This window comes from Photobacterium sp. 1_MG-2023 (genome assembly GCF_030547945.1).
In the GTDB taxonomy this organism is placed as follows: Bacteria; Pseudomonadota; Gammaproteobacteria; order Enterobacterales; family Vibrionaceae; genus Photobacterium.
Window position 1 is genome coordinate 222,106 of sequence record NZ_JAUORR010000001.1, and the last position, 21,585, is coordinate 243,690.

19 protein-coding genes are annotated in these 21,585 nt (G+C 50.7%); 3 read left to right on the plus strand and 16 right to left on the minus strand.

Going from position 1 to position 21,585, the window contains the following annotated elements; translation table 11 throughout:
* Nucleotides 1-22 precede the first annotated feature (22 nt).
* The 6 genes from ispH to murJ form a co-directional block, all read right to left on the minus strand.
* The gene (ispH, locus tag Q4579_RS00955) at nucleotides 23-973 is read right to left on the minus strand and encodes a 4-hydroxy-3-methylbut-2-enyl diphosphate reductase (protein ID WP_303560917.1); all 951 of its coding nucleotides are present in this window, start codon (nucleotides 971-973) and stop codon (nucleotides 23-25) included.
* 61 nt (nucleotides 974-1,034) lie between these two features.
* The gene (fkpB, locus tag Q4579_RS00960) at nucleotides 1,035-1,469 is read right to left on the minus strand and encodes an FKBP-type peptidyl-prolyl cis-trans isomerase (RefSeq protein WP_303560918.1); all 435 of its coding nucleotides are present in this window, start codon (nucleotides 1,467-1,469) and stop codon (nucleotides 1,035-1,037) included.
* A gap of 125 nt (nucleotides 1,470-1,594) precedes the next feature.
* A complete protein-coding gene (gene lspA / locus Q4579_RS00965; protein WP_303561155.1) occupies nucleotides 1,595-2,113 on the minus strand; it encodes a signal peptidase II in 519 nt (172 codons plus the stop codon).
* On the minus strand, nucleotides 2,110-4,941 hold the full coding sequence (ileS, locus tag Q4579_RS00970) for an isoleucine--tRNA ligase (protein ID WP_303560920.1): 2,832 nt from the start codon (nucleotides 4,939-4,941) through the stop codon (nucleotides 2,110-2,112). The genes lspA and ileS overlap by 4 nt, the downstream gene beginning before the upstream one ends.
* Complete coding sequence (ribF, locus tag Q4579_RS00975; protein WP_303560921.1) at nucleotides 4,938-5,912, minus strand: bifunctional riboflavin kinase/FAD synthetase; 975 nt, start codon at nucleotides 5,910-5,912, stop codon at nucleotides 4,938-4,940. Before ribF ends, ileS begins: the two co-directional genes overlap by 4 nt.
* Nucleotides 5,913-6,040: 128 nt before the next feature.
* A complete protein-coding gene (gene murJ, locus Q4579_RS00980; protein ID WP_303560922.1) occupies nucleotides 6,041-7,600 on the minus strand; it encodes a murein biosynthesis integral membrane protein MurJ in 1,560 nt (519 codons plus the stop codon).
* Between the two features lie 210 nt (nucleotides 7,601-7,810).
* Here murJ and rpsT point away from each other — a divergent pair, with 210 nt between their 5' ends.
* The gene (rpsT, locus tag Q4579_RS00985) at nucleotides 7,811-8,071 is read left to right on the plus strand and encodes a 30S ribosomal protein S20 (protein ID WP_211647204.1); all 261 of its coding nucleotides are present in this window, start codon (nucleotides 7,811-7,813) and stop codon (nucleotides 8,069-8,071) included.
* Nucleotides 8,072-8,169: 98 nt separating this feature from the next.
* Here the strand turns inward: rpsT and Q4579_RS00990 are convergent, their stop codons facing one another.
* From Q4579_RS00990 to nhaA, 4 genes are all read right to left on the minus strand, one after another.
* Nucleotides 8,170-8,463, minus strand: a complete 294-nt coding sequence (locus Q4579_RS00990; RefSeq protein ID WP_211647203.1) for a helix-turn-helix transcriptional regulator — start codon at nucleotides 8,461-8,463, stop codon at nucleotides 8,170-8,172.
* A gap of 54 nt (nucleotides 8,464-8,517) precedes the next feature.
* On the minus strand, nucleotides 8,518-9,405 hold the full coding sequence (nhaR, locus tag Q4579_RS00995) for a transcriptional activator NhaR (RefSeq protein WP_211647202.1): 888 nt from the start codon (nucleotides 9,403-9,405) through the stop codon (nucleotides 8,518-8,520).
* A gap of 319 nt (nucleotides 9,406-9,724) precedes the next feature.
* Nucleotides 9,725-9,991 (minus strand): hypothetical protein, encoded by a 267-nt coding sequence (locus tag Q4579_RS01000; protein ID WP_303560925.1) that lies wholly within the window; start codon nucleotides 9,989-9,991, stop codon nucleotides 9,725-9,727.
* Nucleotides 9,992-10,010: 19 nt separating this feature from the next.
* Nucleotides 10,011-11,192 carry a Na+/H+ antiporter NhaA gene (gene nhaA / locus Q4579_RS01005; RefSeq protein ID WP_303560927.1) on the minus strand — a complete coding sequence of 394 codons (1,182 nt, stop codon included), beginning with the start codon at nucleotides 11,190-11,192 and terminating at the stop codon, nucleotides 10,011-10,013.
* Between the two features lie 495 nt (nucleotides 11,193-11,687).
* Between nhaA and Q4579_RS01010 the strand changes: the two genes are divergently transcribed.
* Nucleotides 11,688-12,830 carry a Na/Pi symporter gene (locus tag Q4579_RS01010; protein WP_303560929.1) on the plus strand — a complete coding sequence of 381 codons (1,143 nt, stop codon included), beginning with the start codon at nucleotides 11,688-11,690 and terminating at the stop codon, nucleotides 12,828-12,830.
* A gap of 80 nt (nucleotides 12,831-12,910) precedes the next feature.
* Here Q4579_RS01010 and Q4579_RS01015 read toward each other — a convergent pair whose 3' ends face one another.
* The 6 genes from Q4579_RS01015 to rppH all read right to left on the minus strand — a co-directional run bounded on the left by Q4579_RS01015 (nucleotide 12,911) and on the right by rppH (nucleotide 20,286).
* The gene (locus Q4579_RS01015) at nucleotides 12,911-14,533 is read right to left on the minus strand and encodes a methyl-accepting chemotaxis protein (protein WP_303560930.1); all 1,623 of its coding nucleotides are present in this window, start codon (nucleotides 14,531-14,533) and stop codon (nucleotides 12,911-12,913) included.
* Between the two features lie 325 nt (nucleotides 14,534-14,858).
* Complete coding sequence (locus Q4579_RS01020; protein ID WP_303560931.1) at nucleotides 14,859-15,710, minus strand: thymidylate synthase; 852 nt, start codon at nucleotides 15,708-15,710, stop codon at nucleotides 14,859-14,861.
* 88 nt (nucleotides 15,711-15,798) lie between these two features.
* Complete coding sequence (lgt, locus tag Q4579_RS01025; RefSeq protein ID WP_303560932.1) at nucleotides 15,799-16,605, minus strand: prolipoprotein diacylglyceryl transferase; 807 nt, start codon at nucleotides 16,603-16,605, stop codon at nucleotides 15,799-15,801.
* A gap of 93 nt (nucleotides 16,606-16,698) precedes the next feature.
* Complete coding sequence (locus Q4579_RS01030; RefSeq protein WP_303560933.1) at nucleotides 16,699-17,487, minus strand: sulfite exporter TauE/SafE family protein; 789 nt, start codon at nucleotides 17,485-17,487, stop codon at nucleotides 16,699-16,701.
* Nucleotides 17,488-17,499: 12 nt separating this feature from the next.
* Nucleotides 17,500-19,758, minus strand: coding sequence for a phosphoenolpyruvate--protein phosphotransferase (ptsP, locus tag Q4579_RS01035; RefSeq protein WP_303560935.1), 2,259 nt, complete (start codon nucleotides 19,756-19,758; stop codon nucleotides 17,500-17,502).
* A gap of 6 nt (nucleotides 19,759-19,764) precedes the next feature.
* Complete coding sequence (gene rppH / locus Q4579_RS01040) at nucleotides 19,765-20,286, minus strand: RNA pyrophosphohydrolase (RefSeq protein ID WP_303560937.1); 522 nt, start codon at nucleotides 20,284-20,286, stop codon at nucleotides 19,765-19,767.
* Nucleotides 20,287-20,904: 618 nt separating this feature from the next.
* Between rppH and mutH the strand changes: the two genes are divergently transcribed.
* Nucleotides 20,905-21,585 carry a DNA mismatch repair endonuclease MutH gene (mutH, locus tag Q4579_RS01045; protein ID WP_303560938.1) on the plus strand — a complete coding sequence of 227 codons (681 nt, stop codon included), beginning with the start codon at nucleotides 20,905-20,907 and terminating at the stop codon, nucleotides 21,583-21,585.

Consider the following 21,585-nt stretch of genomic DNA (forward strand, 5'->3'; position numbering starts at 1 on the left):
AATTCATCCGTTTCATCGACGCTTAGCCGACGTTTTTCACCTGAAGCTCGCGCGGGACTTCAAAGAACATGTTCTCTTCCCGGCCACTCAGCTCTTCAACTTCACCGCCAACAAACGACTGAATACGAGCAATGATCTGGTTTACCAGGGCTTCTGGCGCAGATGCTCCGGCAGTCACCCCGACGCTTTGCATTCCCGTGAACCAATTGGCATCGACATCTTCAGCACAATCCGTCAGGTAGCTTGGTGTTCCCAGCTTTTCTGCCAGTTCACGCAGGCGGTTTGAATTGGATGAGTTCTTTGAGCCCACCACAATCATCACATCCACGCTGGCAGCCATTTCACGTACTGCATCCTGCCGGTTCTGGGTCGCGTAGCAAATATCATCTTTTCGCGGGCCCTGAATGGCCGGGAACACTTCGCGTAACCGATCAATCACATCCGCCGTTTCATCTACCGACAGCGTTGTCTGGCTGACATAATGCAGGTTGTCCGGATCTTTCACAACGCCCAGCAGCACGTTAACATCATCTGGTTTTTCAACCAGATACATCCCGCCGGACTCACTGGCATACTGACCCATGGTGCCTTCAACTTCCGGGTGACCGGCATGTCCGATCAGCACCACTTCCATATCCCGGCGACTGGCGCGGGCCACTTCCATATGTACTTTGGTCACCAGCGGACAAGTTGCATCAAACACGGTGAGTTTACGCGCCTTGGCTTCGTGACGAACGGCCTGAGAGACACCATGTGCCGAGAAAATCACGATGTTATCGTCCGGCACTTCACTCAGTTCTTCGACGAATACCGCGCCGCGTTTTTTCAGTCCTTCCACGACAAACCGGTTGTGGACCACCTCATGCCGGACGTAAATTGGCGGCTGGTACATTTCCAGCGCACGCTCAACGATGCTGATCGCCCGATCAACACCGGCACAAAAGCCACGAGGGTTAGCAAGTAAGATTTTCATATCTGAGGACTCTTTCATTTCGATCCTTACTGTCTGCGCGTGCGCCAGATCAGCAATGGGTTCAGCCTTCGATGCGAACGACTTCAACATCAAAGGTCACGCGCTGGCCAGACAGCGGATGATTGAAATCAACCGTGACGGAGTCGCCAAGCACGGCGGTGATCACACCTGGAATATCTTGCCCGTCCGGGCCACTGAAGGCAATAATAGTGCCGACTTCTGCAGGTGCATCCGCGCCAAAACGCGCCAAATCAACATAGTGAATATTGTCCGGATTCGGTTGGCCAAAAGCATCTTCCGGCTCCAGAACAAACTGACTCTTCGCCCCTTCGGCCAGGCCGAGCAGGCAACGTTCAAAATTGTCGGTCAGACTGCCGTCTCCCATCCGGAATTTGGCAGGCTTTCCCATCGCCTGCGTTGACTCTGCAACGGAGCCGTCTTCCAGCTTGATGGAAAAGTGCATCAAAACTTCACTGTTTTCTGTAATTACCGACATCTGTACATCCTGAATTGCTGTGAGCGACGTGAGCGATCATCCCTCACGTTCATGTTGTACCGTTTTTACAATAAAGCGCCGCCCGTCGCAACGGGCAGCGCCTGCTTCGTGAGCTGATTGCCAGCTTAGTGACTTTCTTTGGTCTTTGTCTTGCCTGCCAGAAAGCCTTCCAAAATGATCATGCCTGCACCAATACAAATCGCCGAATCAGCAATATTGAATGCCGGCCAGTGATGCTTCCCGATGTAGAAATCGAGGAAATCCACCACGTAACCATGATAAAGGCGATCAAACAGGTTGCCCAGCGCACCACCAATAATCAGCGCATACGCCGGATTGGCAATCCGGTTGGTGGCCGGAGTGCGGCGCATCCAAACCAGCAGGAGCGCAGTCACGCCCAGTGCAATGGCCGTAAACAGCCAACGCTGCCAGCCGCTGGCATCACTGAGAAAACTAAACGCAGCACCGTAGTTATGCACATACAGCAGGTTAAAAAACGGCAGGACCTCAATGCGATTCGGCCAGCCGTAACCCATGGTGTCCATCACCAGCAGCTTACTGCCAATATCGATCGCAAAGACCAGAACCGCCAGCCACAGCCAGCGAATTCCGGATTGCTTCAGGGTCGGTAAGCTACTCATCAGGCAAACTTACGCTCTTCGCCCTGACCATCAATGTTGGTCACACAGCGGCCACAGATTTTCTCATGGCCTGCGATAGTGCCCACATCGGCCACATGGTGCCAGCAACGGTCACATTTCTCGGCTTCAGATGGGGTTACCAGCACAGACAAGCCCGCAACTTCAGTCGCTTTCGCATCGGCAGGACGGTTCTCTGCCAGTGCGACTTTCGCTTTTGAGGTCAGCAGCACAAAGCGCAGCTCGTCTTCCAGACGGTTCAGTTTCTCCGCCAGTGCAGGCTCTGCAAACAGAGTCACTTCTGCCTGCAGGGCACCACCAATGCGTTTTTCATTCCGGGCTTCTTCCAGCAGCTTGTTCACGGCACCACGAACCGACTGCACTTCAGTCCAGAACTCGTTGCTGAACGCTTCGTTGTCAGCCAGTCCGAACAGGCCTTCATACCATTCGCCGGTAAAGACGAAGGGATCACGCTCACCCGGCATTTCGTTCCAGATTTCATCTGCCGTAAACGACATGATCGGTGCCATCCAGCGTACCAGTGCCTCGACAATGTAGAAGAGTGCAGTCTGGCAACTGCGCTGCGCATGGCCACCGCGTTTTGCGGTGTACTGACGGTCTTTGATCACATCCAGATAGAAAGACCCCATCTCGATGGAACAGAAGTGCATCAGGCGTTGCGTGACTGCGTGCAGGTTGTATTCATCATAAGCTTTGATGATTTCGTCCTGCGCGGCTTTCGCACGGGCCACAGCCCAGCGATCCAGTGCCACCATCTCTTCGGCTGGAACGCAGTCCGTTGCCGGGTTGAAACCACTCAGGTTCGCCAGCAGGAAACGTGCGGTGTTCCGGATACGGCGGTAAGCATCGGCGCTGCGCTTCAGGATTTCGTCAGACACTGCAACTTCACCGGTGTAGTCGGTGGAAGCCACCCACAGACGCAGGATATCTGCACCCAGCTTATTGGTGACATCTTTCGGCGCAACCACGTTACCGATCGACTTGGACATCTTGCGGCCCTGGCCATCAACCACAAAGCCGTGCGTCAGCACCTGACGATACGGCGCCTTGTCTTTCATCGCAACGGACGAAATCAGAGAAGACTGGAACCAGCCGCGGTGCTGGTCAGAACCTTCCAGATACAAATCAGCAGCATGGCCATTGAATTCTTCACGGCTGTCGACCACTGCGTAATGGGTAACACCGGAGTCAAACCAGACATCCAGCGTATCCAGTACTTTTTCATACTGTGCCGCGTCGGCTTCACCCATCAGATCAGCAGGATTCAGATCCCACCAGGCCTGAATGCCTTTTTCTTCAACCAGCTTGGCGACTTTTTCAATCAGCGCCAGTGTGTCCGGATGCAGCTCTTGAGTTTCTTTATGAACGAACAGTGCGATTGGCACACCCCAGGTCCGCTGGCGGGAGATACACCATTCCGGACGGCCTTCAACCATGCCCTCAATGCGGCTCTGACCCCACTCCGGCATCCACTGCACGCCTTTAATTTCTTCCAGTGCTTTCGCACGCAGACCATTCTGATCCATGGAGACAAACCACTGTGGTGTCGCACGGAAAATGATTGGCGTTTTGTGGCGCCAGCAATGCGGATAGCTGTGCTCATAAGCATGATGATGAAGCAGCGCACCGTGCGCTTTCAGCGTTTCCACGATGGCATCGTTGGCTTTAAACACATGCTGACCGGCAAACATTTCAGTATCCGGCAGGTAAACACCGTTACTGCCAACCGGGTTGGCAACTTCCAGGCCGTATTTCTGACCGACGGCAAAGTCTTCCTGACCGTGGCCCGGTGCGGTGTGAACACAACCCGTACCGGATTCTGTGGTCACGTGGTCACCCAGAATGACAGGGACATCAAAGCTGTAGAACGGATGATTGAAACGCATCAGTTCCAGATCGGCACCTTTGGCAAAACCCAGATTGTGGTAATGCTCGATACCGGCACGATCCATCACGTCTTTCGCCAGCTCAGCAGCAACGATCAGACGCTGAGGCTGCTCACCTTCGACCTGAATCAGAACATATTCCAGATCGTCACGTACGGCCACGGCGCGGTTCGCTGGCATGGTCCAAGGCGTGGTCGTCCAGATCACGATGGACACATCGCCCTGACCCTGATGATCGCCAGCCAGTTTAAACTTGCTGACGACAGCGGCTTCATCCACAGCTTTGAATTTCACGTCAATGGACGGCGACACTTTGTCTTTGTATTCAACTTCTGCTTCAGCCAGCGCTGAACCACAGTCGGTACACCAGTGTACTGGTTTAAAGCCTTTTAGCAGGTGGCCGTTGTCTGCAATTTTGCCCAGCGCACGAATGATATTGGCTTCTGTCGCAAAGTCCATGGTGCGGTATGGCTTGTCCCACTCACCCAGGACACCCAGACGAATAAAACTTTCTTTCTGACCTTCCACCTGGCCCGCTGCGTATGCACGACACTTTTCACGGAACTCAGCAGCCGTCACTTTCTGGCCTGGTTTGCCGACTTTTTTCTCAACCATCAGCTCAATAGGCAGACCATGGCAGTCCCAGCCAGGCACGTAAGGTGCGTCGAAACCCGACATGGATTTCGACTTGATAATAATGTCTTTGAGAATCTTGTTCAGTGCGTGACCAATATGAATATCACCATTGGCATAAGGAGGGCCGTCGTGCAGTACGAAAGATTTTTTACCCTTCTTGGCCTGACGGATGGCACCGTACAGGTCCTCGTCGTACCAACGCTTCAGCATTGCAGGCTCGCGTTGTGCCAGGTTGCCTCGCATCGGAAACCCTGTTTCAGGCAGGTTCAGGGTATCTTTATAGTCGCTCATTGATTCTCAATTCCGTTACTTGGGCGAAGTTGGACATGTTGACGATGCTCAGACAGCCACACCCGCGCTGTCTGGGCATCACGCTCGATTTGCGCTTTCAGCGCATCAAAGGAGGCGAATTTAATTTCATCTCGAAGTTTGTGGTGTAAAACCACCTCAATCTGACAGCCGTAGATGTCAGACTGATAATCAAATACATGGACTTCCAGTTGCTGGCGTTCCCCGTTCACTGTAGGGCGGCGGCCAATATTAGCCACACCGGGCAGTGGATTGTCTGCCACACCGTGTACCTCAACCGCATAGACACCGGAGACCGGTGAAACACGGCGCTTCAGCGGTACATTCGCTGTTGGAAAGCCGATGGTCCGTCCCAGTTTACGACCATGGGACACACGGCCACTGACGCTGTAAGGACGACCCAGCATGGCTTCCGCTTCTGCCAGTTGATCCTGTGCCAGTGCCTCGCGAATCGCTGTACTGCTGACCCGCTTCGCATCAACACAAAAGCTTTGTGTGCTGACCACTTCAAAGCCGAACTCACGTCCGGCAGCTTCCAGCATCGCAAAATCCCCGCGACGGCCTTTACCGAAGCAGAAATCATCACCAACCACCAGAAACTTAACACCCAATTGTTCGACCAACAAGCGACGGACAAAATCTTCCGGCGCCATACTGGCGAAACGGGCATTAAAATTCACGCACAGCAGGCGATCAATGCCTGCATGTTCCAGTTGCTGGTACTTATCGCGAAAACGGGTCAGCCGAGCCGGGGCTTTCTCTTTGGCGAAGAGCTCCATCGGCTGCGGTTCAAACGTCATCACCGTTGACGGCACGCCCAGACGTTCGGCCTGTTGCCGCACCTGAGACAAAACCGCCAGATGGCCCAGATGGACCCCATCAAAATTACCTATCGTCAGGACACAGCCATGATGACCGGCCCGGATATTGTGAATTCCTCGGATCAATTCCATCTGCAGCTTAATCATTACCAAAGTCAAAAACTGACGGATTATATACCAGAGCGCAATCGGGTGAAAACCATCCGCCCCGGAAGATGCACTTTTTTGCCAAAACAGCCATCGTCTCAGCGTCGTTCATCTTAACCTTCCGTCCTCAAATGGTGCAGGCGAACACCGGTGATCAGAAGTGTCAGCAAATAAGTCACCGCCCCGACACCAATCAAACCAGCCAGCCAGTATACCCGCAGCAAAAAGCTCAGGGATAACCATTCCGCCATCGCCGGAGACAACCACAACAGGACCGAAATCATCGCCCCGCCTGCCAGAATCAGCCGGAAGATAAAACTCAGCGTTGTCCGGGTGATCTGATAAACACCGTCCCGGTGCAACCCGCGATAAAGCAGCGCCGCATTCACGAATGCCGACAATGCGGTGGCCAGCGCCAGTCCGACATAACCAAACATGGAGGCGAAGATCGCGTTAAACACCATGTTCGTCACCATTGCGATAATACCGTAGCGAACCGGCGTTTTGGTGTCCTGCCGGGCATAATATCCCGGTGCCAGCACCTTGATCAGCATGAAGTTCAGCAACCCCGATGCGTACGCCAGCAAAGACAGGCCCGCCTGCTCAACATCATGGGGCGTGAATTCGCCCCGCATGAAGAGCACCATCAGCATCGGTTTTGCCAATACCATCAGCCCCAGCATAGCAGGCACACCCAGCAAGAGCACCATACGAACACCCCAGTCCATGGTCTGGGCAAAGTGCTCACGGTTCTGATCCACATGCTTGCGGGACAACGCAGGGAGGATGACCGTCGCTATCGCAATCCCGAACAATCCCAGTGGAAACTCCAGCAAGCGGTCCGAGTAATAAAGCCAACTGATCGATCCCGTCATCAGGAAACTGGCAATAAAGGTATCAAACAGTAGATTAATCTGACTGACAGAAACACCAAACAACGCCGGGATCATCAGGGTGCGGATTTTCACCACGCCCGGATCACGCCAGCCCCAGCGGGGACGCACCAGCACGCCAGCTTTATAGAGGAAAGGGAGCTGAAACAAAAACTGAATCAGGCCGCCCAGAAACACTCCAACCGCCAGGCCAATCTCCGGCTGTGCCAGACGAGGTGACACCCACCAGGCACACAGAATAATGGCAATGTTCAAAAAAACCGGAGTGAAGGATGAGACGGCAAACTTCCCTAACGTGTTCAAAATGGCACCGGATAAGGCAACCAAAGTGATAAACCACAAGTAGGGGAACGTAATTTTCAGCAGTAAACTGGCCAGCTCAAACTTAGGGGCTGCCGGGCCGTCGTTCAGCCAGTCAATAAACCAGCCAGCACCAAACAACGCTGTAATCACCCCGGAACCCAACACGCCTAGCAGAGTCACCAGCGTCACGATACCGCCCAGCGTCCCCGACACTTTCGCGATTAAATCCCGGGTTTTATCCATATCCCCGCCTGCATGACTCTCCGTCAGTACAGGCACGAACGCTTGTGAAAAAGCCCCTTCAGCAAACAGACGGCGTAAAAAGTTAGGAATTTTGTTGGCAAAAAAGAAAACATCGGCGGCAGCACCGGCCCCCATCAGGTTGGCAACCACCACATCCCGCACTAAGCCCATGACGCGGGAAACGAAAGTCATACTGCTGACAATCAGCCCTGAGCGCAAAAGACGCTTACTCACAAAAAAAACCTCATAAAAGATGGCCCAGAAAGGTGACTTGCAGGACCAAAAGCTGATAGAATCTGCCGCCATATTAACCGTGTTAATGCACAAGTGCCAAATTCAATGGCACGGCTGTTATTTGCACAAATCATTTGACAATCTTCGGTTTTAGAGGCATATTCCTCGGCCTTAAATTGTCACCGTACCAAGAATTTGGGAGTTACACCCTTGGCAAATATCAAATCTGCTAAGAAACGTGCAATCACTTCTGAAAAACGTCGTCAGCACAACGCTAGCCGTCGTTCTATGATGCGCACTTTCTTCAAAAAAGTTGTTGCTGCTATTGAAGCAGGCGACAAAGAAGTTGCTGTTAAAGCCTTCGCTGATATGCAACCTGTGATTGATCGTATGGCTACTAAAGGCCTGATCCACAAAAACAAGGCTGCTCGTCATAAAGCGCGCCTGGCTGCAAAAATCAAAGCTCTGTAATTCAGTGAATTGATTCATCAGCAATAAAAAAACCGGCTCAGGCCGGTTTTTTTATGTCTGGAAATCAGACCTTTGATTGAGTATTGCCCGAGAGAGCATCACGGACAGTACATCTGCTGTAACAGTTCAATCATGGATTTGACTTCCTGACTCTTCAGGCGGTAATACACCGTCTGAGATTCTTTGCGGGTTGCAACCAGACCATCTCGTCTGAGCCAGGCCAGATGCTGAGATAAGGCCGACTGGCTTAAGTCCAGACGGTCACTCATGGTTCCAACCGACAATTCCCCTTCCAGCAAATAGCATAAAATCAACAGCCTCCGCTCATTGGCCATGGCCTTAAGCAAAGACACTGCCTCAGGAGCACTGTGATGTAACGTTATGGCTTCCATCTTTCCACCGACTTCAGTGATATTTTCATTAACTTCTATCACTGAAAAAGGCGGTCATTTGAACAGTTTTCTGAAATCTGCTTCGCAGATTTTCTTGACGGCAGGGTGCATGATCATGCGTTCTGCAAAAATCACGTAGTATTCTTCACGAATTGCCCGCACCCGCTTCACCTCTTTCACCGGTTGAGACTGCTCAATTTCAGATGCATAAATTGAAGGGGCAACAAACATAGATTTCCGGTAGGTGCCAAAGGCTTTCATCAGCGCCGCATCATCAAATTCTCCCAGAATATTCGGGGTAATGCCCTGCTGATCAAACCAATGATGCAGTTTGCGCCCCATGGCCGTGCGACGCCCCGGCACCAGGAGTTTGTAGTCTTCCAGACAGGCAGGGAAATTCAGCGCTTTATCCGTATTCGAGCAAAAGAAACTCATGCTGGACTCTCCCAGCTTTTTGCTGAAAAGTCCGGGACTTTGCGTTGAGTCAACCGGACAGTCCGACAAAATCATATCGAGCTTGTGCTGAGACAACTGCTCCAGCAACATTTCATGCGTCGACTCATAGCAACGCAAGTGAATACGCTCATCTTCCGGGATCCCGGCCATCAGTATTTTACTGACCAGCCGCTTAGAGAGCGCATCCGCGACACCAACTTCCAGCAGTTGGTTTTCGCGCTGCGTGTAATTGACGATATCCAGCATTTCATAGCTGAGGTCAAACATCTTATCGGCATATTTAAACACCAGCTGCCCCAGTTCAGTCGGTTCGATATTCCGTCCGACCCGTTTGGTCAGCTTACCGTTCAGCCGTTCCTCCAGCGATCGTATCTGCCCTGTCACCGTTTGAGGTGCCAGAAATAAGGCATCTGCTGCTTTGGTGACAGAGCCTTGCTTGCAGACCATCCAGAAATAGTAGAGATGATTGTAATTCAGGTGCGACACAATTTGGGCCCCGGCGTCTAAGTCAAAATAATCGCGCTCCGAGATTGAGACCAATCGCAGTAAATCATTGGTCATCCTAGCTTGTTCAAATGCTCGATAACTGCGTTAGATTTTTTGATTGTAGAATCAGGACTGATCTAAAAAATCCGCCTTGTTCTCAAACATTTTTCCTACGCTATTTCTGATCACTGACTGACTTTGATTGGTATGAGAGCACGCTTCAGGCCATCAAAAAGCCCCAGACCAACTGGCCTGGGGCTTATCCTAAAGTTTTTTCAAACGAAAAACACGATGAAGCGCATTTTTCCGTCGGAAGTGTTTACTGTGTCTGCGCTTCGACAACTTTTTCTGCCATCGCCAGATGACGATGCCTTTCCCCAGCACGCTGCTCAAGAGCGCGGGTCAGAAAGCTGTTCCCGGCTTTCTCCCCTTCCACGGGCTGAATCCGGGCCTGTCCTTGCTGATACCCGGCAAGATAAGCCTGACAGAGTTCAGTCTGAGTTTGTTCCTGGCAGTGGCTGAAATCTGTTGCCGCCACTGCATAACCTGAGATCAGGCTCAAGGCCATACCAATCAAGATTCTCATCAACACCTCCCTGCACGAATTATGAAGTCGTCTGACTGTCCTTCACGGCTTTGGCTGCAGGTAAGGAGCGGTGAAGTAAGACATACCCCACAACTGCAGCTGTCGTTGAACCGATCAAAATACCCAGTTTCGAATAAGTCATCATCTCGGCATCTGCTCCGGCAAAAGCCAGCATGGAGATGAATATAGACATCGTGAAGCCGATACCACACAAGACGGAAACCGCGAAAATCTGTCCAAATCCTGTGCCTTCAGGCAATCGGGCAACACCCGTTTTCACGGCCAGCCAGCTTGCGGTAAAAATACCCAGCGGCTTACCGACAAAGAGTCCCAGCGCAATCCCGAGTGGCAGCATCGCCGTCAGACCTTCCGCAGAAACACCCGCCAGGGAGATCCCTGCATTGGCAAATGCGAAGACTGGCAGAATCAGATACGCAACATAAGGATGAAGCGCGTGCTCCAGTGTCTTGAGCGGGGAAATATCCTTCCCTTGCTTGTCTTTACCCTGCAACGGAATCGCAAAGCCCAGCACAACACCCGCCAGTGTCGCGTGGACGCCGGATTTCAGCACACTCACCCACAGGATCGCACCGACCAGAATGTACCAGAACAGGTTCGAGACATTGCGGGCATGCATGATAAAGAGCACTGCCGTTGCAACAAAGGCCACACCCAGTGCAATTGCGGACAGATCACTGCTGTAGAACAGCGCGATGATCACAATCACACCCAGGTCATCAATGATCGCCAGCGCAAGCAGGAACACTTTTAGGCTGACCGGCACCCGGTTGCCCAACAGCGCCATAATACCCAACGCGAACGCAATATCTGTTGCCGCCGGAATCGCCCAACCACCCAGTGCCACTGGATCTGCAAAATTGAACAGTACATAAACTAAAGCAGGTGCAACCATGCCCCCCAATGCAGCAATGGCCGGGAAGATTGCTTTCTCCTTCGTGTTCAGGGCGCCTTCGATCAGCTCACGTTTTACCTCGAGGCCAATCACCAAAAAGAAAATCGCCATCAGGCCATCGTTGATCCAGTGTTCAACAGACAGACCCGCGATATAGGAATGTAGCGCACCCTCGTACATTGGTTGTAACGGAGAGTTCGCAATCATCATGGCCAACGCGGCGGCGACGATCAGCAAAATGCCGCCAGCTGACTCTAATTTAAAGAATTTCAGAATTACATCGGTCATTGACCGCAGCTCCTTACTACTCACTGTAAATTCACACTTTTTTATCAATGCGTGGTAAAAACAGTGTAGACGCCGACGAACACCTCTGTGAAATCGTTTGTTTAGAGCGAACCACTCGAAAAAACCGAAGTGTTGAGGGCAAAACACAGTAATACCCGCAGTATTTACTTACCTGTGCAGGCTCACTGAGCCTGATTATCTGAATCGCTTTCCGTTGGCGCACTCCCGAAGCATCTGTTCACATTTTTTATCTCATCTGTGATTGTGGAATTCCCCCTTTATAACCAAGAGGGGATATTCAACGGAATCAACATGTTAACAGCTTAGATTGAAACTTCGATCTTGCTCCCAATCTATTTCATACCCCCGCAGAACAGGAGAAAATCGAGAAAGACATTTTTATGTCATATTTCTGAAATATTCGATCTCTACCATCGCCGAAACTTTCAAAAAACTGACACCTAAATGACATCACAATGTCACGGAGAACAGAATATGACTACCCAAACCACCACAGCTGAGCCAATGCAGAGCTCCATGCGATGGGTTCGTTGGGCAAACCTGGTTTTCATGCTGTACCTGTTGTTAGTCGCAGTATCACTGGTGAGTGGCGGCTTCAAATGGTCAGTGGGCGAACAAGCCAAAACCCTGTTTGAGTTTGCGTCACATCCGATTGCAGGTCTGATGATCGGTCTGGTAGCCACCTCTCTCATCCAATCTTCCAGCACAGTCACCTCAATCATTGTTGGCCTGGTCGCAGGCGGACTTCCCGTTGAAACAGCAATTCCGATGGTCATGGGTGCCAACATCGGTACCACCATGACCAATACGCTGGTCAGCCTGGGCCATGCCCGCTGTAAAGAAGAATTCAAACGCGCATTTTCTGCTGCAACCGTCCATGACTTCTTTAACCTGCTGGCGGTTGCCATCTTCCTGCCTCTGGAAATGATGTTTGGTCTGCTGGGTAAAATCTCCGCCTGGTTAGTGTCACCCCTGATGTCGACTGGCGACATGAGTATGAAAGGCCTGAATTTCATCAAACCACTCACCCAACCTGCCGTTAGTGCAGTCAAAGCACCGCTGGAATCTTTAGGGACCATGGGCGGTGTCATGATGATTGTGCTGGGGATTGCCCTGATCTTCCTGGCAATTACGGTGATGGGAAAACTGATGCGCAGCCTGATGGTCGGTCGTGCACGTGAAATCCTGAAAAGCGCAATTGGTCGCGGCCCGATTCACGGCATTGTCTCTGGCTCTGTTGTCACTGTTCTGGTCCAGTCTTCTTCTACAACAACCAGCCTGATGGTGCCTCTGGTAGGGACTGGCGTGCTGAAAGTTCGCGATGTGTATCCGTTCACCCTGGGTGCCAATATCGGGACCTGTATTACGGCGTTACTGGCTGCAACTGCGATTTCAGGCGACCATGCGGTTTTTGCGCTGCAGATTGCGCTGGTACACCTGTGCTTCAACCTGCTGGCGACCCTGCTGATCTTCGGCTTGCCTTTCCTGCGTGAACTGCCGTTGAAAGGCGCTTATTTCCTGGGTGACCTGGCTGTAAAAAGCAAGGCAGCCGTTGCCGCTTACCTGGGCTTAGTCTTTGTGGTGATTCCTGGATCGATTCTGGCCTTCACCGCCTGATATACGCTCAAGTCAACTCAAATGCCCTGCATCTCCATTGCAGGGCATTTTGATCGTTCTGTATCCTTCGACACAACCAATCAAGCAAACTGAAAGAAAGAAACTCGTTTTTTGAGCTCCTGATTTTCCTGATTGAGCTTCTGGGACAAAATCAGCAAATCATTGGCTTCCTCCAGGGATTGTTTCGCCGTTTCATTAATATCCAAAATACTTTGATTGATTTCATTTGAAGTGGCTTGCTGCTCTTCAGTTGCGGCCGCGATCTGGTGATTCATGTCCGCAATCAGTTGATATGAATCGTAAATATCATCAAAAGCCTGCTGTAAATCATTACTGTGAGATGCAGTTTCTTCCGCCCGTTCTACGCTCTGGTGAATCTGATCGACGGCTTTGGCGACCTCTTCCTGAACCGATGCAATCATTTCCGAAATCTGATTTGCACTCTGCTGACTGCTGTTGGCTAGTTTTCTGACCTCGTCAGCCACAACCGAGAAACCTTTTCCCTGCTCACCGGCTCGTGCCGCCTCGATTGCGGCATTTAAAGCCAGCAGGTTTGTTTGATCCGCCACTTCTTTGATGGACTGTAAAATTGTATTGATATTATTAGACTGCTGAGAAATGGTGGAAACAATGGCCGAGGCGGCAGAGATTTCCTTTTCTAAAGACAGAACATTGCGCTGCATGGTGTCTACCACGACCTTTCCTTCTTCCACCACCCGCTTGCCCTGGTCCGCTTGCTCAGTCGCATGACTCGTATTTTTCGAGACTTCATCAATAGTGACAACCATCTGGTTCATTGCGGTTGCAGACATTTCAGTCTTTTCAGTTTGCGCCGTTGCATTATTGCTATTTTTATTTGAAGATTCACCCATTTCAGCAATACACTCCGTTAGTTTCAACGTTGAATCTGCGGTACTTGAAATCAGTGAAGCAAGCTCATTTCTGGCTTGATTATAAGCCCCGGTTAACTGCGATAATTCATTACTACTCGTATCTTCCTCGATTGGATGATTTAACTCCCCCTTTGCCATCAATTGCATTTTTTCATTCAACTGAATCACACCGCCAGAGATGAATTTCGAAATAACATTTGAGATATAAAAAATCACAATCGAAGATAATGTAATGGTGAGAAAAAAGTAAATAATCCCTTCGCCTTCAGTCTTTTTATACTCAGACTCTCTTTGTTCTTTCAGTTGGACTTCATCCTGAATAAAATCATTAAAAACGCTTTTGACTTTATCCACATAGAATTTACCCCGGCCAGCGTGTTGGAGCACTTGCGAGGATTCACTTTGTTTTCTTAACTGAATCCCCTTTTCCAAGACTTCAGAGCGCCATTCTGAAATTAACGCTTGAACTTCAGACAATCGAGCTGTTTGCTGTGGCATATCCCGAGTCATTTCAATTAATCGGCTCAGATAGGTTTCGATTTCATCAATACCCATTCGGTAGGGTTCCAGATAACTATCCTTTCCGGTCAGCATGAAACCACGATAGCCTCTTTGAATATTGGTCACACTAATCAAAGTGCTTTTCGTCATGATCATGACATCATTAGAATGATCAATGGATGAGAAATTTGTTCTGACTAATTTTAATGAAGCAAATAGTATCACTGTTATAAAAACAAATGAAATAAAAGGCATAAAAACAAGAAGCTTAAACTGAAATCCAATTTTTCTGCGTAATAAAAATTCCATCGCCTTCAGACTCATTTCAATCTAATCATATTATCTGACTCTGAGGTGCATTTTATTTAATATGAAACAGAAAACTCAGATTAAATATCTTTCACATGGCAAAGTCAGCCTGAGATATAACCTCGCGAATATTACGGTTTAATAGCCACATAAAAATAATGGTTTTTGTGGTTTCTCTGGTTTTACTCTAGATATTAAAGTCTGACAGAAATGAAAGGAGATAGAATCGACCCATTGTGAACCATCTCTCTGAAATCCCCATGCAAACAAAAAAGCCCTGCCGCACATCATGTGGCAGGGCTTTTGTACGCATGATGGAACGTGTTTATACCGAAAACGGATACTGGATGGCTTCATGGTGCTGATAGCCTTCCACCTGAAAGTCTTCCAGTGTGACCCAAGTCTCCAGATCATCCAGCGACTGGATCGCCGGATTAATGATTAATTGCGGAGATGGGAAAGGCTCGCGTTTCAACTGCACATCCCGCATCAGCGCCAGCTGATCTTCATAAATATGGGCATTCACAATCTTATGATATGCCTTCCCCGCCTTGTGACCTGTGATCTGAGCAATCAGTGCCAGTAAAGTAAACACCTGAATCTGATTAAAATTCAGCCCCAGCGGCACATCACAGGAACGCTGATAGCTGGTCAGATGGAGTGTATCACCCAGCAGAGAAAACGTATGCGTGTGCATACAGGGACGCAGGCAGCCCAGCTCAAACTCACCTGGATTGTAGAATGTCAGAATTTCTCCCCGGTCATCAATTCCGCGGCTCAGGTTATCCACAATCTTACGGAGTTGATCGAAAGGCGTGCCATCGGGCTTTTGCCAGCGACGTCCCTGCACACCGTACACCCGACCCATGTCATCCTCGCCTTTGCGGTGTGGGTTATTCAGCCAGGCCTGATTGTCGTTCGCGTTGGCATTCCAGGTGTTACAACCGATCGCACGAAATTGTGCTGCATTATCATAGCCACGCAGGTAACCCAGCAACTCGGCAATAGCGGCTTTCCAGTAACTTTTACGCGTCGTGATCAGCGGAAACTGATTGTTCGCAACATCATAGGTCAGATCAGCATTGATCAGTGTCAGGCAACGTTTGCCAGTGCGTTCGTTTTCAACCCATTCACCATCATCAATAATCCGCTGGCATAAATCTAAATACTGTTTCATTGTCTCTCTCGACCGGAGTGTGGCAGAAAAATTCTGGCCGCAAGCATAACATAAAACAGGCAGCCATTTGGCTGCCTGTGGATGTCACTTAAGCGGTGCGGTGCGCATCAGAGCGCTTGTATGCCCAGAGCATCAGGAGTGCTCCGCCGATAATCATAGGCAGGGAGAGAATCTGTCCCATGCTGATCCAGCCCCCAAACAGCCCCAGCTGCGCATCCGGTTCGCGGCAATACTCCACCAAGAAGCGGAACGTGCCATAGCCAATCAGGAACAATCCAGAAACAGCACCCGCCGGACGCGGCTTGCGGATAAACACATTCAGGATAATCAGCAGCACCAGGCCTTCCAGGAAAAACTCGTACAGCTGAGACGGATGACGTGGCAATGGCCCACCTGTCGGGAACACCATGGCCCAAGGCACATCGGTCACCCGGCCCCAGAGTTCACCGTTGATGAAATTTCCCAGCCTGCCAGCCCCCAGACCAAATGGCACCAGCGGTGCAACAAAGTCGGCAACATCAAAGAAACGGCGCCCCTGTTTGCGGGCATACCACAGCATCGCCGTCATCACACCGAGCAGACCGCCGTGGAAGGACATCCCACCGGTCCAAACTTTGAAGAGATACAGCGGATCGGCCAGAAAAACATCAAAGTTATAAAACAGCACATAACCAACCCGACCACCGACGACAACACCCAGGAAGCCAAAAAATAACAGGTCGCTGACCTGATCCCGTGTCCAGCCACTATTTGGCTTGTCTGCACGACGATTGGCTAACCAGAGCGCAAACATAAACCCCACCAGATACATCAAGCCGTACCAGCGGATGGCCAGCGGCCCAATTTCAAACAGGACCGGGTCAAAATTTGGAAACGTCAGATATCCTTGGTTCATTCAACACATACTCATGATTAATCAAAAAATATCTCACCGTGTTCTCTTTCCACGATGACAGATGTTCGGACACAGACTGGATGAAAAGTGATGTTAAAACAACATCCTGCCACCGATAAATAACAGAAAAATGGCAAAAATCTTCTTCAGGGTCTGAGTCGGCAAATTGCTGACTAAACGGGCGCCATACCGGGTGGTGACCACGGACGTACAAACAACCCCCAGCAATGCCGGCAGATAGACATAGCCAATGCTATAAGGGGGTAAGGCTTCATCACCGCTCCCCGCAATCATGAATCCGATCATGCCAGCAACAGCAATGATGGAACCACAAAATGCCGCAGTGCCAATTGCCCGGCGCATTTCAACGCCATACCAGCTCAGATATGGAACCGTCAGAGAGCCACCACCAATGCCCGCAAGGCTGGCAATCAGACCAATCACACTGCCGCTGCCCGCGACGGAAACTGACCCAGGTAACGGATGTCGTCCTGAAACTTTCAGTGATAACAGCATTTGCAGTGCCAGCAGCAGCACAATAGCAGCAAAGATCCGGGGGAGCCACTCAGCAGGAACCCATTCCGCGACAGCGCTCCCAGCGAACCCGCCCAGGATCATCCCCGGCGCAAGCAGCTTAACCAGTGTTATATCTACATTGCCTAACCGAAGATGGCTGCGGGCAGAAGAACCTGAAGTCAGAACAATACAAGCCAGCGACGTTGCCAGGGCAATATGCATCACCAGTTCCGGTGCAATCCCAGCCCGGGGGAGCAGCCAGACCAGCGCCGGAACGATCAACAGTCCTCCGCCAATCCCCAACAGCCCGGCCAGCAAACCAACCACAGCGCCCAACCCCAAGCACATCAGGAGCAACCACAACATTTCCGGCATCGCCTACTTCTTCCCTGCACGGATCAAGCCGCCCATGCCTCGCTGTTCAACAAATTCTGTCGCCATCTGGCGAACTTCATGACCAAAAATTGCTGACAGCGCGCTGGCTGCCAGTTGTTCCATATCCGTCAGGAGGGTATGACGCAGGACATATTTAATTTTGGCCACATTTCGTGTATTCATACTCAAAGAGCGGTAGCCCATACCAACCAGCAGCAGCGCCCCCAGCGGATCACCAGCCAATTCACCACACACACTGACCGGAATCGCATTGGATTCGCTGACATCCTGAATGTGTTTCAGCGCCTGCATCACCGCCGGATGGAACGTATCATAGACATTGGCAACCCGGGAATTGTTCCGGTCTACCGCCAATAGATACTGTGTTAAGTCGTTGCTGCCAACCGATATAAAATCGACCCGCCCTTTCAGGACGGGCAACTGGTACAAAATGGACGGAACTTCAACCATGATGCCCAGTTTGGGACGATGCAAGACCGCCCCTTTACCCGCAGCATAAACAGACACCTCTTCAAAAGCTCTGTCAATCAGGGCTTTTGATTCATCCAGCTCCGGGATCCCTGAAATCATTGGCAGCAAAATTTCCATATTATCGAGCCCGATACTGGCTTTGAGCATCGCACGGACCTGGATCAAAAAGATTTCAGGATGATCTAACGTAAAGCGAATTCCCCGCCAGCCCAGAAACGGATTGTCTTCTTCAATGGTTAGATAGGGCAGGGGTTTATCACCACCAATATCCAAGGTTCGCATCACCACAGGCTTGTTGGGATAAGACTGCAGAATCGAACGATATTGTGTCGCCTGCTCTTCTTCCGACGGGAAACCGCGCTGAAGGAGAAACGGCACTTCAGTGCGGTATAAGCCGACACCATCCACGCCTTTATTGACCGCAATATTGGTGTCAGCACTCAGGCCGGCATTCAGATAAAGGTAAATTCTTTCCTGATCCGCCGTCTCGGCGGATTTATCCAGATCCTGCTCAACGAGCGCTGTCAGTTCATTTTCTTCGCGCAACAGCCGTTTGTATTCAGCCAGAATCTGCCGGTTGGGTTCGATCAGCAAATCACCGCGATAGCCATCCACGACCACCAGCGCGTTATGCACCTTCTCCGGGACAAAATCCACGCCCAAGATGGCCGGGATCCCCAGCGCGCGGGATAAAATAGCCGCATGTGAATTTGCCGCCCCTTCCTGAGCCACCACGGCAGCGAGTTTATCTCTGGGAATGCTCGCCAGCATGGCGGCTGTCAGCTCTCGGGTCAGCAGTACAATGGGCGCTTCCCACTGGTGCTCGGCACCTTCCTCGTTATGCAGGAAAAATAAAAGCCGCTGCCCTAACTCACGAATATCGTGAGCCCGTTCCCGGAGGTAATCGTCTTTCATATTGGCAAACCGGCCGGAATACGCTTCGACGGTCTGACGAACCGCCCATTCCGCCTGATCGCCGCCGGAAACTTTGGTGAAAAGATCCTTGCGCAGCATTGGATCATTGAGCAAGTGACTGAATAGATCGAAAATGGCCAGCGTTTCTTTATGAAGTTCACTGTCGAAGCGTTTTCGCAACCGCCGGAATTCATTACTGGCCATCTCAATGGCAATACTGAGCCGCTCCTGCTCCGCTTCGCGATCCAGACAAGATGCCGGACAGACGGCCTCTAGCCGGGGTTGGTTGTCATCCCACCAGGCTTTTGCAACCGCAACACCGGTTGATGCAGCGGACCCGGTCAAATGCAAACCATCCCGTTGATCCGGCCACATACCCTGGGCTTTTGCGTGTGCCAGAATCACCGCCAGCTGCGCTGCCAGAGTGACCATGAAAGACTCTTCACTTTCGGTGAATTCACGCTTTTCCCGTTGCTGAATGACCAGCACACCCAGCACTTTTCGCTGATGAATAATGGGGGTACCAAAAAAGGAACGGAAATATTCTTCGTTGGTGCCGGGGATATGTTTGAAATTTGGATGCTGACTGGCATCAGCCACATTCACAGGTTCAGCCTGGTGCCCCACCAGCCCGACCAGACCTTCGCCAAACCCCAGCCCGACCTGATAGGATGGCTTGGTTAAGCCTTTGGTTGCCATCAGCATATACTGCTGGCGCTGCTCATCTACGATATAGACAGAGCAGCACTCCGTCTTCATTGCATCACAAATGCTGACCACAAGGAGATCTAACGCTTCGAGTAAGGTCGGCGCGCTGGCTACTTTCTCTACGATTTCTCTCAATTGGGTCAGCATGTAGGGTTAACCCCGCCTGTATTTTCGTTTAGATTTACGATCCTTACGTTCTTTAAACGGCATCGCCATCGCTGCAAATTCTTTCAGCGCCCGGCGATAAACATCCCGTTTAAAGGACACAACTTGACGAACCGGATACCAATAGCTGACCCATCGCCAACCATCAAATTCCGGTGTCGTGCCACGTTGCATATTCACCTTGGACTCATCGCATTCCAGACTCAGCAAAAACCATTTTTGCTTCTGCCCGATACAAACTGGTTTAGAGTCCCACCGAACCAGACGTTTAGGTAATTTATAGCGCAACCAGTGTCGACTGGAGGCCAGAATCCTGACGTCTTTTTTGGTCAGACCCACTTCCTCATACAGTTCACGGTACATAGCCTGCTCGGGAGTTTCCCCCTCATCTATACCACCTTGCGGAAACTGCCAAGAGTGTTGTCCATATCGTCGAGCCCAAAATACCTGGCCATGGCTGTTACAGATAACTATCCCCACATTAGGGCGGTATCCATCGCCATCAATCACTGGACGACCTCAAGTAAAAATATCAATTAACAGTGATTTTTTCACAGAATGCGCCTCAGGGTAAACATTCATTGTCATCAATCACTGTTTTTTCCTACCTAGCACTCACTTTATGGATAACTCCACCAAGAACCCGAGGTTATAAACAAAGAAATGAGACTTCTCCCACATTTATTCACGCTTTCTGTGGATATTTTTGTGCAGAAACTCTGTTCTTGCCGAATTAATCAACAATCCAAGGGGATCCACCTTACTTCATCACCGTATCAATCACACATAAAAGTTATTATCAATCAACATATTAAGACATTACATCCGAGTTAAAATGGCTTGATTCCCCCCTCATTTCAATCGGATCCAACCACCTGATTAAAGATCAACCAACTTTGCTGTTATCCACATCCGCCGGGGTGTATCGTTGAAAAAACACACAGCCCAACGGCTAAAGTCTGAACATTCCCCTGTAAATCCGTCCAGTTCAGACAATGCGCACTTTGTTTAATTTTTTACCTGTGGATATCTTTGGCACAGGATCCTGCTTTGATGGGTTGATCAACCGAGATACTGAATGTGTTAATATGAATCGTTTCGAGACGCTCACCACCAACGGATAGCCAGATGACAATCATTCAGCAATCTCCGCCCACCTCTGAATCTGAACTCATCAACAGAGCTCAGGCACTGGCCGGCTATACCTTAGGTGAACTGGCAGAACTGGCCGGGCAAACCCCGCCGCCAGACTTACGACGGGATAAAGGCTGGGTCGGTCAGCTTCTCGAATGGCATCTGGGTGCCAATGCCGGCAGTCAACCCGTCCCGGATTTTGCCGATTTAGGCATTGAACTGAAAACCATCCCCATCAGCCATCAGGGGAAACCTCTGGAAACCACGTTTGTCTGCGTCGCGCCGCTCATTGGCCTGCAAGGCATTCGGTGGGAAACCAGCCATATTCGCCATAAACTGGCCAGAGTGTTGTGGATCCCTGTTGAAGGCGAGCGGGAAATCCCTCTGGCGGAACGCCATGTCGGCTCGCCACTGCTCTGGAGTCCTTCAGTGGAAGAAGAAGCCCGCCTGAAACGTGACTGGGAGGAGCTGATGGATTTCATCGTTCTGGGCCGGGTTGAACAGATCACCGCGCGACACGGTGAAGTACTGCAACTTCGCCCAAAAGCAGCAAACAGCAGAGTACTGACCGAAGCTTACGGCGCAGACGGGCAGCCAATCAAAACGCTACCGCGCGGCTTTTATCTGAAAACTCAATTCACAGCCGAGATTCTGGCCCGGCATTTCATGCTCTGA

Bases quoted from the DNA above. Each gene is read 5' to 3' on its own strand.
- lgt (WP_303560932.1), bottom strand. From the start codon at position 16,605: ATGAACCAAGGATATCTGACGTTTCCAAATTTTGACCCGGTCCTGTTT.
- ispH (WP_303560917.1), bottom strand. From the start codon at position 973: ATGAAAATCTTACTTGCTAACCCTCGTGGCTTTTGTGCCGGTGTTGAT.
- ileS (WP_303560920.1), bottom strand. From the start codon at position 4,941: ATGAGCGACTATAAAGATACCCTGAACCTGCCTGAAACAGGGTTTCCG.
- Q4579_RS01030 (WP_303560933.1), bottom strand. From the start codon at position 17,487: ATGTTGTGGTTGCTCCTGATGTGCTTGGGGTTGGGCGCTGTGGTTGGT.
- Q4579_RS01015 (WP_303560930.1), bottom strand. From the start codon at position 14,533: ATGGAATTTTTATTACGCAGAAAAATTGGATTTCAGTTTAAGCTTCTT.
- Q4579_RS01010 (WP_303560929.1), top strand. From the start codon at position 11,688: ATGACTACCCAAACCACCACAGCTGAGCCAATGCAGAGCTCCATGCGA.
- Q4579_RS01000 (WP_303560925.1), bottom strand. From the start codon at position 9,991: ATGAGAATCTTGATTGGTATGGCCTTGAGCCTGATCTCAGGTTATGCA.
- Q4579_RS00990 (WP_211647203.1), bottom strand. From the start codon at position 8,463: ATGGAAGCCATAACGTTACATCACAGTGCTCCTGAGGCAGTGTCTTTG.
- fkpB (WP_303560918.1), bottom strand. From the start codon at position 1,469: ATGTCGGTAATTACAGAAAACAGTGAAGTTTTGATGCACTTTTCCATC.
- ptsP (WP_303560935.1), bottom strand. From the start codon at position 19,758: ATGCTGACCCAATTGAGAGAAATCGTAGAGAAAGTAGCCAGCGCGCCG.
- nhaA (WP_303560927.1), bottom strand. From the start codon at position 11,192: ATGACCGATGTAATTCTGAAATTCTTTAAATTAGAGTCAGCTGGCGGC.
- Q4579_RS01020 (WP_303560931.1), bottom strand. From the start codon at position 15,710: ATGAAACAGTATTTAGATTTATGCCAGCGGATTATTGATGATGGTGAA.
- mutH (WP_303560938.1), top strand. From the start codon at position 20,905: ATGACAATCATTCAGCAATCTCCGCCCACCTCTGAATCTGAACTCATC.
- ribF (WP_303560921.1), bottom strand. From the start codon at position 5,912: ATGGAATTGATCCGAGGAATTCACAATATCCGGGCCGGTCATCATGGC.